This window comes from Albidovulum sediminicola (genome assembly GCF_025751575.1).
GTDB classification, from domain to species: Bacteria; Pseudomonadota; Alphaproteobacteria; order Rhodobacterales; family Rhodobacteraceae; genus Albidovulum; species Albidovulum sediminicola.
In genome coordinates, this window is record NZ_JAOWLA010000002.1 from 271,303 (window position 1) to 284,137 (window position 12,835).

The window sequence follows — 12,835 nt, forward strand, 5'->3', positions numbered from 1 at the left end:
AGGCAGACGGTGGCGGCCACGACGGAAGTGCACCCACAGGTAGACTGGCCCGACGATGGTGCCCTTGCGGCGCTGGCATCGGCCCGGCATGGCGATCCGTTTTCCATTCTTGGGCCGCATGGCGGTCGGGTTCTGGCCCTGATACCGGACGCGGCACGGGTCTGGGTCGTACCCGCAGACGGCGAACCGGAGGAGATGCAGCGCCACCCGGTCTTCGGCGATATCTTCGCCGCCGGCACGGGCGGGGCGGGGCCCTACAGGCTGCGGATCGAGTCGGGCGACGGCGCGCTGCGCGAGATCGAGGATCCCTACCGCTTCGTCCCCGTTCTGGGGCAGATCGACGAATTCCTGATCGGCGAGGGCAATCACCGCAACCTTTGGCGCGCGCTCGGCGCGCATCTGATCGCGCACGAGGGGGCAGGGGGTGTGCATTTCGCCGTCTGGGCGCCGAATGCGCAAAGCGTCTCGGTCGTGGGCGATTTCAACCGTTGGGACGGCCGCGTCCACGCCATGCGGCGGCGCGGCGCGACGGGCGTGTGGGAGATCTTCCTGCCCGGCCTCGCCGAGGGCGCGCTTTACAAATACGAGATCCGCGGCCCTGACGGGGCGCTGCTGCCGCTCAAGGCCGATCCGCTTGGGTTCGGGTCGGAACACCCGCCGCAGACCGGCTCGGTGGTGCGCCGTCCGGGCGCCGCGCAATGGGATGACGCCGACTGGATGGCGGCGCGCGCCGCGCGCAATTCCGTCGATGCGCCCATTTCGATCTACGAGGTGCATCTGGGAAGCTGGCGGCGGACCGGTGAGGATCAGCGACCGCTGTCCTACCTGGAACTGGCCGACGCGCTTCTGGACTATGTGGAGTGGATGGGCTTCACCCATATCGAGCTTCTGCCGATCAGCGAACACCCGTTCGACGGCTCCTGGGGCTACCAGCCCATCGGGCTTTTCGCCCCAACGATCCGGCACGGAACCCCGCAGGAATTTGCGGCCTTCGTGGACGCCGCGCACCGGCGGGGGATCGGCGTGCTGTTCGACTGGGTGCCGGGGCATTTCCCGACGGACGAACACGGGCTTGGCCGCTTCGACGGTACGCCGCTTTACGAACATGCCGACCCGAAAGAGGGCTTCCACCTCGACTGGAACACGCTGATCTACAACTACGGCCGGGCGGAGGTGTCGAACTACCTTGTCGCCAACGCGCTTTACTGGCTTGAGGAATACCATCTGGACGGGCTCCGGGTGGATGCCGTGGCCTCGATGCTTTACCGCGACTATTCGCGCGGCGAGGGCCAGTGGGTCCCCAACGTCCACGGCGGGCGCGAGAATTACGAGGCGATCGCTTTCCTGAGGAAAGTCAACAGCCTGGCTTACGGCGAGGTGCCCGGCATCATGACGGCGGCCGAGGAATCGACGGCCTTTCCCGGCGTCTCCGCGCCTGTGGACCGGGGCGGGCTGGGCTTCGGCTTCAAGTGGAACATGGGCTGGATGAACGACACGCTCGGCTACATCCAGAAGGACCCGATCTATCGCAGGCATCACCACAACCAGATGACCTTCGGTATGGCCTATGCCTGGTCGGAGAACTTCATCTTGCCGATCAGCCATGACGAGGTGGTGCACGGCAAGGGCTCCATGCTGGGCAAGATGCCGGGGAGCGCGTGGGAGAAATTCGCGAACCTGCGCGCCTACTACAGCTTCATGTGGACGCATCCGGGCAAGAAGCTCCTGTTCATGGGGCAGGAGTTTGCGCAAGGGCGCGAATGGAACCACGCGGCCAGCCTCGACTGGCACCAGTGCGACGACCCACACCATCGCGGGGTGCAGCTTCTGGTGCGCGACCTCAACCGGCTTTACCGGGAGACGCCCGCGCTCCACCTCAATGACTGCCGGCCTGAAGGCTTCGAATGGCTTGAGGCGGATGACGCGGAAAACTCCGTCTTCGCCTTCATCCGTCGCGGCGGCGCGGGCGATCCGGCGGTTGTTGTCGCGCTGAACCTTACCCCCGTCGAGCGGAGGGGCTACCGCATCGGCTTTCCGGCAGGGGGCACATGGGCCGAGGTCTTCAACAGCGACGCGGGCCTTTACGGCGGCGGCGACCGGGGCAATGGCGGGGCGATCACGGCCGAACCGGTCGGTTGGCATCGCCAGGCGCATTCAGCGGCGGTCGATCTGCCGCCGCTCGGCGCGGTGGTATTCAGGCAGGCGCGACCTGCCACATGAGGGGAGGACGGAATGCAGCCAAGGCCCAACCAGCGCCTGTCATCGCAGGCCATGGCTTTCGTGCTTGCCGGAGGGCGCGGTAGCCGCCTGAAGGAACTGACCGACAAGCGCGCGAAACCCGCGGTGCCTTTTGGCGGCAAGGCGCGGATCATCGATTTCGCGCTGTCGAACGCGCTGAACTCGGGCATCCGCAAGATGGCGATCGCGACGCAATACAAGGCGCATAGCCTGATCCGGCACATGCAACGGGGTTGGGGCTTCTTCCGGGCGGAGCGCAACGAATACCTGGACATCCTGCCGGCCAGCCAAAGGGTCGAGGAAAGCAAGTGGTACCTGGGCACCGCCGACGCCGTGACGCAGAACATCGACATCGTCGACAGCTACAACGTCAAGTATGTGATCATCCTCGCAGGCGACCACATCTACAAGATGGACTATGAGATCATGCTGCGCCAGCATGTCGACACGGGCGCCGACGTGACCATCGGCTGCCTGACCGTCCCCCGGCAGGAGGCGAGCGCCTTCGGCGTCATGGACGTGGACGCGACCGGGCGCATCACGGCCTTTCTGGAAAAGCCCAAGGACCCGCCCGCCATGCCGGGCGACCCTAACCATTCTCTTGCCTCGATGGGGATCTATGTCTTCGACTGGGCGTTCCTCAGGGGGCTCTTGCTGAGCGATGCCGAGGACGCGAATTCCAGCCACGATTTTGGCAACGACCTGATCCCGCAGATCGTCAGGGACGGCAAGGCGATGGCGCACCGCTTCTCCGAAAGCTGCGTCCGCGCCAGCACCGAGGAGGAGCCCTATTGGCGTGACGTGGGTACCATCGACGCGTTCTGGCAGGCCAATATCGACCTGACCGACTTCGTCCCGAAGCTGGACATCTACGACAACAGCTGGCCGATCTGGACCTATGCGGAGATCGTCCCGCCCGCCAAGTTCATCCATGACGAGGACGGGCGGCGCGGCTCTGCCGTCTCCTCGCTCATCTCGGGCGCCTGCATCGTCTCGGGCTCTGAGGTGAAGAACTCGCTCCTTTTCACCGGGGTGCGTGCGCATTCGTTTTCCAGCGTCGAGTTTTCGGTCATCCTGCCCTATGTCACGATCAACCGGCGGGCAGAGCTGCGCAATTGCGTCATCGACCGCGGGGTGGTCATCCCCGAGGGGCTTGTGATCGGCGCCGACCCCGAGGAAGATGCGAAGTGGTTCCGCCGGACCGACGCCGGCATCGTCCTGATCACGCAGGAGATGCTGGACCGCCGGGCCGCGAAACTTGGCTAGAGGCTCGCGCGAAAGGAAAGCTGTTGGGCAAGGTTCTCTCGGTCGCGTCCGAATGCGTGCCGTTGATCAAGACCGGTGGGCTCGCGGATGTCGTCGGCGCGCTTCCCAAGGCGCTGGCCGCCGAAGGCTGGGACATGCGCGTGCTTCTTCCCGCCTATCCAGGGCTGGAGGCGCGGCTGGAGCGGGCAGAGGTCATCTGGCGGGACAGCGATCTTTTCGGCGGCCCGGCCCGTGTTCTGCGCGGTTCGGTCGGCGGGCTTGAGATCCTGCTTCTGGTCGCGCCGCATCTGTTCGACCGTGCGGGCGGTCTTTATGCCTCTGGCGGGGCGGACCATGCCGATAATCCCGAACGTTTCGCGGCACTTTCCTGGGCCGCGGCAGAGATCGCGCGCGGCGCCGGGCAGGATGGCTGGCGGCCCGATATCCTGCACGCACACGACTGGCAGGGTGGGCTTGCGCCCGCCTACCTGCGCTACGGCCCCCCTGCGCGGGCGAAAAGCGTCCTGACCATCCACAACATGGCCTTCCAGGGGATTGCGCCCGCATCCCGGCTGGGCACGCTCAGGCTGCCCGGCCATGCCTTCACCAGCGAGGGGCTTGAATACTACGGCAACCTTTCAACCCTCAAGGCGGGGCTTGTCACCGCCGACCGGATCACGACGGTTTCGCCCACCTATGCCGAGGAGCTGATGCGTCCGGAGTTCGGCATGGGGCTTCAGGGGGTTCTGGCGGCCCGTGCGGCGGATCTTCAGGGGATCCTCAACGGCGTCGATGAAGCCGTCTGGTCGCCGGAGGCTGACCCTGAAATCACCCCCTATTCGACGCGCAGCCTGAAGGGCAAGGCGGTCAACCGGCAGCGGCTTCTCGACGAATTCGGGCTGGAGGCGGTGGAGGGGCCGCTTGCCATCGTGGTCAGCCGGCTGACCGATCAAAAGGGTATCGACCTTCTGGCCGGGGCGCTTGACGGGTTCGTGCAGGCGGGGGGCGGGCTTGCGCTTCTGGGCGCGGGCGATCCGGGCCTTGAAGGCGCGATGCAGGCTGCGGCCGGGCGCTGGCCCGGCCGGGTCGGGGTCCGCATCGGCTATGACGAGGCGCTGGCGCACCGCATGTTCGCGGGGGGCGACGCGGTGCTGGTGCCCTCCCGGTTCGAGCCCTGCGGCCTGACCCAGATGTATGGCCTGCGCTACGGCACCATCCCGGTCGTCGCGGCGACCGGCGGGCTGAACGACACGGTCATCGGCGCGACACCGGCAAGCCTTGCCGCCGAGGCCGCGACGGGGATCACCTTTCATCCGGTCGATGGGATCGCGCTGTCGGGCGCGCTCCGCCGTCTCGTTCAGCTTCACGCCGACCGCCGCCTGTTCGAGGCGATGCGCCGCCGCGCCATGCGGGCGGAGGTCGGCTGGTCCGGGCCCGCGCGTGCCTACGCCGCGCTTTACCGGAACCTGATGTCATGACCTCCACGCGGCCCGGGGTGGCACCGGACCGGCTCAGTCACCGGGCCGTCGCCGGGGGGCGGGCCTGGCCGCTGGGCGCGACCTTCGACGGCGCGGGTGTGAACTTCGCCGTCTTCTCCGCCCACGCGACCAAGGTCGAAGTCTGCCTGTTCACCCACGACGGGCGGAGAGAGATCGCGCGGCTTGCCTTGCCCGAACGTGACGGGGACATCTGGCACGGCCATGTGGAGGGTCTGACGCCAGGCACCCGCTACGGTCTTCGCGTCCATGGCCCCTACGATCCTGAGACCGGGCACCGCTTCAACCCGAACAAGCTCTTGATCGATCCCTATGCCCGCCAGATCGTCGGGCCGCTGAAGTGGTCGGACGCGCTGATGGGCTACCGCGTGGGGGCTTCTGCCGCGGACCTTTCCTTCGACAGCCGCGACAGCGCCTTCGCCATGCCCAAATGTGTGGTCGCCGATACGAGCTTCGATTGGGGCGATGACCGTCCCCCTCGGCGCGATCTGCGCCAGACGGTCATCTACGAGGCCCATGTGCGCGGCCAGACCATGGCGCATCCCGGCGTCGATCCGGGCTTGCGCGGCACCTTCCTCGGCATGAGTTCCGAGCCGATGATCGAGCATCTGACGCGCCTTGGCGTCACGGCGGTCGAGTTGCTGCCCGTCCAGTGCTTCTTCAACGACCGCTTCCTGGAGGCACGGGGCCTGCGCAACTACTGGGGCTACCAGACGCTCGGCTTCTTCGCGCCGGAGCCGCGCTACATGAGCCAGGGCGCGGTCTGGGAATTCCAGGCCATGGTACGGCGCTTCCATGCCGCCGGGATCGAGGTGCTGCTGGATGTCGTCTATAACCACTCGGGCGAGGGCGACGAACTGGGTCCGACGCTGTGCTTTCGCGGGATCGACAACGGCAGCTACTACCGGCTGACGGGGGCGGGGCGGCATTATCTGAACTACACCGGCACGGGCAATACGCTGAACCTCGATCATCCGATGGTGCTCAGGATGGTCATGGACTCGCTGCGCTACTGGGTGGAGGTCATGCATGTGGACGGGTTCCGCTTTGACCTCGCCAGCGCTCTCGCGCGCGGCCCGTCGGGGTTCGAGCCCGAATCCGCCTTTCTGGATGCTTTGCGCCAGGACCCTGTCCTGTCGCGGGTGAAGCTGATCGCGGAACCCTGGGACATCGGCCCGGGTGGCTACCGGCTTGGCCGCTTTCCCCATCCGTTCCTCGAATGGAACGACCGGTTCCGCGACGATGTGCGCCGTTACTGGCGGGGCGACACCTATGGCGCGGCGCATCTTGCCCGGCGGCTTCTGGGCTCGGCCGAACTTTTCGATCACGGCGGGCGTCCGGCAGTGTCCTCGGTCAATTTTGTCACCTGTCACGACGGCTTCACGCTGGCCGACCTTGTGAGCTACGCCCACAAGCACAACGAGGCGAACGGCGAGGATAATCGCGACGGCCACGACGCCAACCACTCCGAGAATTTCGGGGTCGAGGGGCCAAGCGACGATCCCGGCGTCAAGGCGCTGCGGGACCTGCGCCGCCGAAACCTGCTGGCGACACTTTTCCTGTCGCAGGGCACGCCGATGATCCTGGCTGGGGACGAGGCGGGAAACAGCCAGGGTGGCAACAACAACGCCTATGCGCAGGACAACCCCACCGGTTGGGTGGACTGGAGCGGGGCGGAGGAAGAGTTCGCGGATTTCGTGGCGCGCCTTGCCGCCCTGCGGCGGGAATATCCGGTGCTGTCCCAGCGTCGCTTCCTGCACGGACGGCGCCGGACGGAGGGCGATCCGCCCGATCTGGAATGGCGGCGCGCGGACGGGGCGGCGCCCACGGATGCAGACTGGCAATCGCCCGACTGGAAGGCCTTTGGCCTCCTGATCCGGGAATCGGCCGAAACGGCCGTTTGTCGCGGTGACCGGGATGTCTTCGCCTTCTTCAACGCGGGCGATGAGGTCGCGCTGCGCCTGCCGGACGGCGCGTGGCGGTGCCGGCTCGACACCCGGGCGCCGGCGACGGCCCCCGGCCCGAGCGTGTCGGGCCAGGCGGTCATGGCGGCCCAGTCGATCCGGGTCTATGTCCGGGATGAGGACGCAAGGCTGGCCGCCCGCAAGGCGGCCGCCGGCACCACGGAATGAACAGACGCGCCCGCCGGGGGCGAGGACAAGGCAGGACGGAGCGGACATGACGGCAGAGTGGTGGCGTGGGGCGGTGACCTATCAGGTCTATCCCCGCTCGTTCCAGGACGACAACGGTGACGGGATCGGCGATCTGCCGGGCATCACGCGGCGTCTGCCCTATCTGGCCGACCTCGGCGTCGATGTGGTCTGGCTCTCGCCCGTCTCGACCTCGCCGATGCGGGACATGGGTTATGACGTGTCGGATTACCGCGACATCGACCCGGTCTTCGGAACGCTTGCGGATTTCGACCGCATGGTCGCGCGCGCGCATCAGCTGGGCCTGAAGGTGATCATCGACCAGGTGATCTCGCATTCCTCGAACCTGCATCCGGCCTTCGTCGAAAGCCGGGCCAGCCGCACGGGGCCGAAATCCGACTGGTATGTCTGGGCCGATCCGCACCCCGACGGGACACCGCCAAACAACTGGCTCGCGGTCTTCGGCGGCAGCGCCTGGACCTGGGATGCACGCCGGCACCAGTACTATTTCCACAACTTCCTGCCCGAACAGCCCGACTTCAACTTCCATAACCCGGAGGTTCAGGACTGGCATCTCGACAACATGGCCTTCTGGCTCGACCGGGGCGTGGACGGGTTCCGGCTGGACACGGTCAACTACTATTTCCACGACCGGCTTTTACGCGATGACGCGGCCGACTACCGGGTGAAGTCGAAGCTGGAAAACAACCCCTACAACATGCAGTATCACCTGTTCTCGAAGAACCAGCCCGAGAACATCACCTTTCTCGAACGCTTGCGCGCGCTGAGTGAGAGCTATGGCTCCCGCATGCTGGTGGGCGAGATGGGGGAAAGCCACCACGCCATCCGCATGATGGGGGACTACACCTCTGGCGGGCGACTGCATCAGTGCTATTCCTTCGACATGCTGGGGCCGGAATTCACGGCCGCGCATTTCCGTTCCAAGATCGAGGAGTTCTTTGCCGGGGCGCCCGACGGCTGGCCCTGCTGGGCCTTTTCCAACCATGACGTGAACCGCCACGTCACGCGCTGGCTCGCCCAGGGCGCGGGGCGGGATGAGGTGGCGAAACAGGCCGCCGCACTTTTGCTGTCGTTCCAGGGCTCGATCTGCCTCTACCAGGGCGAGGAACTGGGCCAGACCGAAACCGAATTGCGGTTCGAGGAACTGACCGACCCCGCAGGCATCAACTTCTGGCCCGAGGAAAAGGGCCGCGACGGGTGCCGGACCCCGATGGTATGGGAACGCGACGCACCCAACGCGGGCTTTTCGACGGCGGAGAAGACATGGCTACCCGTCCGTGACCCCCAGCGCGCGGTCGCGGTCGATACCCAAGGGGGGGAGGGTTCCGTCCTGGCCTTCTATCGCCGGATGCTTGCTTACCGAAAGGCCAGTGCCGACCTGATGGCAGGCGCGACCGCCTTCCTGCCACTGCCGGAACCTCTGCTGGGCTTCCGGCGCGGGGCGGGTACGCTTTGCGTCTTCAACCTGTCAGCCGACACCCACACGCTGGCCTGCAAGGGCGGCGCGGCGCGCATCGAAGGCAATGCGAGCCATCGCGCCGGCATCCTGACCCTTGGGGCCAGCGGTTTCGCCATCATCGAAGGCGCGGTGGATATCTCCTCCCTTTGACCGGGCAGTGGTCGGGGATGCTGGACCCGGTCAAAGCACCGCGCTCGCAAGCATGTAGACGCCCGCCGCTGCAAGCGCGGCGCCGGCCAGGCGGGCGAAGAGCCGGCCGCCCGGCGCCAGCCGCTCTGCCAGAACGAAAAGGGCAAGACCCACGATCCAGTACAGGTTCATGATCCCGCCCACGAACAGGAGCGCCATCAGCGCCCAACAGCAGCCCAGGCAGTAGGTGCCGTGGTGGACGCCGATCCCGAAGGCCCCCGCCGCGCCGGGCCGGTTGTGTCGCGCCAGAAACTCGGCAGGCGAGCGGCAATGGCTGAGACAGGCATCCTTGAAGCCCGTGAACTGGTAGACCCCGGCGGCCAGGAGCACGACGCCCGCCAAAGCCCGCGAACTGAGCGTCATCATCGAAGACGCCACCAGCCCCGCCTGTTCCAGTCCCCATTGCAGCGCCACCGCGATCACCGAGAACCCGGCCCAGATCGCAAGGTACCCCACGAGGAACAGGAGGCTGTAAAGCCATGCCTGATCGCTCTGCGGTCCCCGGCGCTTCAGTGCCGCGTAAAGCAGGAGCATCGGCGCGGCACTGGGCGTCATCATGGCGATCATCATGATCCACCACATCAGGAAGACCAGCAGCGCGTAGGCGGGCGTCCAGGCGATCGGCCCGCCCATCTGCATGGGCCGGCCGACCGAACGGGCCATGCGCGTCATCTCGATCGCGGACATCGACATGCCGACGCCCAAGACGGTGTAAATTGCCGCGCCCGCGACGATGATCATGACCGCGCCCACCACGATGGCGCGGTCATGCTGGACCAACCTCTCGACCGGGCTGGCGGTCCGCTGGGGTCCTGTCTTGCTCATGGCGTGGCGCTCGTTAGGCCGCCCGTACCACGCCGGTGCCGGTCAGATGCAGGCGCGCGAAATGGGCGTGGGTGTCGTTGTTCTTCGAGAGCCGGATCGCACCGCCGGTCGTGCTGGCGCTGCCGCATCCCATTTCCGCCGTGTCGAACTCGAACCCATTCGGCAGGTGGATGCTGATGCGATGCGGCTCGCCCGTCACGGCATTGGGAATGGGCTTGCCCGTAACTTCGAAGACGCCGCCCACCTCGCCGCTCCCTTTCCGCGCATCGACATCGATATCGCAGGAAATCGGCGCAAAGAGGGTTTCATGCCTGTTCGGGGACATGGCGCTGAAGATGAACCACATGGTGGCCAATTCTTCCGTGTCGCCGCCGGTCATGATGGTTTCGAGAGCGGCGCGCTGCGCGGCATCCGCGCGCTCATCGATGATGAGCTGCATCTGCCCGTTCCCCTGATGGATCGCGCCGGGCCATTTGTAGACGCCCGCCGCGCGAAGCCCGTCCAGAATCACGCCGTCATGGTGGCCCTTCTGGATATCGAAGACGACGACAGCCTCGCAGCTTCCGTGCGAGGGCGGCTGGCTGAATTGACAGGGGCAGCCGAAGTTGCAGTTGCAGTTGGCCAGTTCCAGGCCCTGAATGCTCCAGTCTTTCATCTAGACGACTCCTTCCTTGGTCCGCACGCCGGTGATCGGAATGCGGCTGCCGCGACGTCAGCCCAGGAAACTGCCACAGAAAGAATGATTGTTGGTGGGACGACTGGCCACACATCCCTGACCGCGCATCCCTTGCGAGGAACCCTATCACGAACGGCCGGATCTCTCAACCAGCGCGCCGCAGCGACGGGTTGTCCCCGGTCGCCGTCGCAAATCCGTGGGAAACAGACCGGTGCCCGATATAGGCTGGCCCCGTAATGGAGAGGAGCGGGGAAAGCATGTCCGCAGCACAGCTGGAAACCATGATGGAGTTGTCGAAGGCCCGCGCCGAGGCTTACATCCACATCGCCAAAGGCATGATGATGAACGAATTCGGCCCGGTTGCCGAGCACACCCATGCGGAGATCACGGTGGCCTTGGCCGCGGCCATGCTTCAGTATGAAGGCGCGCAGATCCTGTCAGACGCCTATCGCGCGGCGGCTGGGCCGCACGATGCGGCCTGACCGTAACGGATTGACTGTAACCGCGTGACCGCGCGCAGCCGACCTTGGCGGCCGTCACCCGGACCGGCCGGGGGCGTCACCTTTCGAAGCGTGCGCGCCAGCGGTCGGTCCCGGGGGTTACCCGGCGCGGAATCCGGGGTTCCTCGATCTCTGGAAGGGCGGGGGCGGATGGGGTGTCCTGAACCTCCGGTTGGGGCGTGCCGAGTTCCAGCACGGTCTTGCCCTCCGCCTCCTTGACGTTGGCGATGTAGATGTCGCCTGTCACGCCCTCCAGGAACATCATGCGGGCGAGGGGGTTGATGAAGTGCGTCTCGATCCGGTTCGCGATGCCCCGTCCGCCCTCGAAATAGTCCTGGGTGCACAGCAGCCGCAGGAAGGATGCGGCCTCGGGCGACAGGCCGAGCGAAATGTGGTGCATCGACTCGATCCGCCGGATCACCCGGCCCAAAAGCGCATCGAAGATCTGCGCCATGCCTGGGCCCTTGAGGAAGTCGAAGACGACGATGTTCTGGCCGATGCGGTTCAGAAGCTCCGGCCGCTTGAGCTCGGTGCGGAAATGATCCTCGACCGCGCGCCCGATCTTGCTCGACAATTCCGGATAGCTGTCCGAGGGCAGGACGTTCATGCCCATGTTGTTGGCGCGCGACCCGCTGGCGATCCCGATGTTGGAGGTGAAGATGATCAGCGCCTCCGAGAAGTAGGCCGTCATGCCGCGCGCATCGGTCAGCCGCCCCTCGTCAAGGATCTGAAGGAACACGTCCAGCACGCGGGGATGGGCCTTTTCCACCTCGTCGAACAGAAAGACGCTGAAGGGACGGCGGTTCGCGGCGTTGACAAGCTGCCCGCCGTTTTCGTGGCCCGCATGGCCGGGAGGTGCCCCGATCAGCCGCGCGACGGAGTTTTCGGCCATGAACTCCGACATGTCGAAGCGGTGGCAAAGCGTTTCGTCCCCGAACAGAAGCTCCGTCACCGCCTTGGCAAGCTCGGTCTTGCCGACACCGCTCGGGCCGACAAGGAACAGCGCCCCGCGCGGGCGCGTGTGCATCGCCCCCGACTGCGCCCCCGACAGGCCAAGGATCGACCGGGCGAGGATGTCGAGCGTCTTTTCCAGCGCGTGCGACTGTCCCTTGATCCGCGCGCCCAGGATCGCGCCCGCGCGCTGCATCCGCTTGCGCAGCACCGGAGAGGTCCAGGGATTGCGGCGCGACCCGGTGCGGAACACCCGGATCGCGTCCGAGATATGGGACAGCGTGAAGCCCTCGATTGCGGCGATCCGGGCGATCGCATCCATCGCCAGCAGCGGCTTGCCGTCGCATTCCAGCGCGAATTGCTGAAGAAACCGGTCCTGATCCGCCTCTGCCAGATCGTCGAGCCAGCCCCGCGCCTGCGCCAGGTGCCTGGCAAAGCGGAAGCGGTCTTCGAGGTTCGGGTGTTCGACCTGGATCTCGCGCAGGGCCGCGTTTTGCAGGACGAACCAGTCGGGCAGGTCGGCGGGGTGATCGACCAGCCAGATCGTCGGGTTGAGCGGCGCACCGCCGTGTTCGCGCCGCCGTGCGCGCGAGGCCGCGTCGATGGCGACGAAAAAGTCCTCGGCGCCGTCACCGGACGCGGGCCGCAGGTGTGAGGCATGGTCCAGAAGCAACGCGACCGGGAAACTGTCGAAGGCCGCCACCTTGGCGTGAATGTCGCTGATGTCCGACAGGCCCGCCGCAACCGCGCCGATGGGCAAGCCCGCCTTGCGCAGTGCCTGTTCGTGCCCCTCCTCCGAACCGGCAAGAAGGCTCAGGCCCTGCACCGGATCGTAGCGCAGAAGCGCCCCGAAGCCGGCTGCCCGCAGCAGGTTCCACAGGATCGCGTCAAGCTCCTGGAAGTCCTCGGACACATCCTGCGGGGCGGGGTAAAGATCGCCGAGGTTCCCCGATAGAACGAGGTGGTCGGAGTAGGCGAGCGCGGCGCTGACCTCCTCGTACCAGGACGGAAGGTCGTATGAGCGGGACATGTCTTGATCGGTCCTGTCTGCGGGTCTTGCCATCGTCCGGAAACGCTGGCCGGGG

Annotated in this window: 9 protein-coding genes; 6 read left to right on the forward strand and 3 right to left on the reverse strand. The window is 66.3% G+C overall.

Annotation, left to right across the window (positions count from 1 at the left end; all coding sequences use genetic code 11):
- Positions 1–9: 9 nt before the first annotated feature.
- From glgB to OE647_RS03360, 5 genes are read left to right on the forward strand one after another with little or no spacing between them, the layout of a single operon-like run.
- Positions 10–2,220: a 1,4-alpha-glucan branching protein GlgB gene (glgB, locus tag OE647_RS03340; protein WP_263720234.1), complete on the forward strand. Its 2,211-nt coding sequence runs from the start codon at positions 10–12 to the stop codon at positions 2,218–2,220.
- Between the two features lie 12 nt (positions 2,221–2,232).
- Positions 2,233–3,504: a glucose-1-phosphate adenylyltransferase gene (glgC, locus tag OE647_RS03345; protein ID WP_263720235.1), complete on the forward strand. Its 1,272-nt coding sequence runs from the start codon at positions 2,233–2,235 to the stop codon at positions 3,502–3,504.
- A gap of 23 nt (positions 3,505–3,527) precedes the next feature.
- The gene (gene glgA / locus OE647_RS03350; RefSeq protein ID WP_263720236.1) at positions 3,528–4,961 is read left to right on the forward strand and encodes a glycogen synthase GlgA; all 1,434 of its coding nucleotides are present in this window, start codon (positions 3,528–3,530) and stop codon (positions 4,959–4,961) included.
- Positions 4,958–7,111, forward strand: a complete 2,154-nt coding sequence (gene glgX / locus OE647_RS03355; RefSeq protein ID WP_263720237.1) for a glycogen debranching protein GlgX — start codon at positions 4,958–4,960, stop codon at positions 7,109–7,111. Before glgA ends, glgX begins: the two co-directional genes overlap by 4 nt.
- 46 nt (positions 7,112–7,157) lie before the next feature.
- Positions 7,158–8,759, forward strand: a complete 1,602-nt coding sequence (locus OE647_RS03360) for an alpha-amylase family glycosyl hydrolase (RefSeq protein ID WP_263720238.1) — start codon at positions 7,158–7,160, stop codon at positions 8,757–8,759.
- A gap of 30 nt (positions 8,760–8,789) precedes the next feature.
- Here OE647_RS03360 and OE647_RS03365 read toward each other — a convergent pair whose 3' ends face one another.
- Together OE647_RS03365 and OE647_RS03370 are read right to left on the reverse strand one after the other, a co-directional pair.
- Positions 8,790–9,623, reverse strand: coding sequence for a DUF2182 domain-containing protein (locus OE647_RS03365; RefSeq protein ID WP_263720239.1), 834 nt, complete (start codon positions 9,621–9,623; stop codon positions 8,790–8,792).
- Between the two features lie 13 nt (positions 9,624–9,636).
- A complete protein-coding gene (locus tag OE647_RS03370) occupies positions 9,637–10,278 on the reverse strand; it encodes a DUF1326 domain-containing protein (RefSeq protein ID WP_263720240.1) in 642 nt (213 codons plus the stop codon).
- Positions 10,279–10,556: 278 nt separating this feature from the next.
- Here OE647_RS03370 and OE647_RS03375 point away from each other — a divergent pair, with 278 nt between their 5' ends.
- The gene (locus OE647_RS03375; RefSeq protein WP_263720241.1) at positions 10,557–10,781 is read left to right on the forward strand and encodes a hypothetical protein; all 225 of its coding nucleotides are present in this window, start codon (positions 10,557–10,559) and stop codon (positions 10,779–10,781) included.
- A 76-nt stretch (positions 10,782–10,857) separates the two neighbouring features.
- Here the strand turns inward: OE647_RS03375 and OE647_RS03380 are convergent, their stop codons facing one another.
- On the reverse strand, positions 10,858–12,780 hold the full coding sequence (locus OE647_RS03380; protein WP_263720242.1) for an AAA family ATPase: 1,923 nt from the start codon (positions 12,778–12,780) through the stop codon (positions 10,858–10,860).
- Positions 12,781–12,835: the final 55 nt, after the last annotated feature.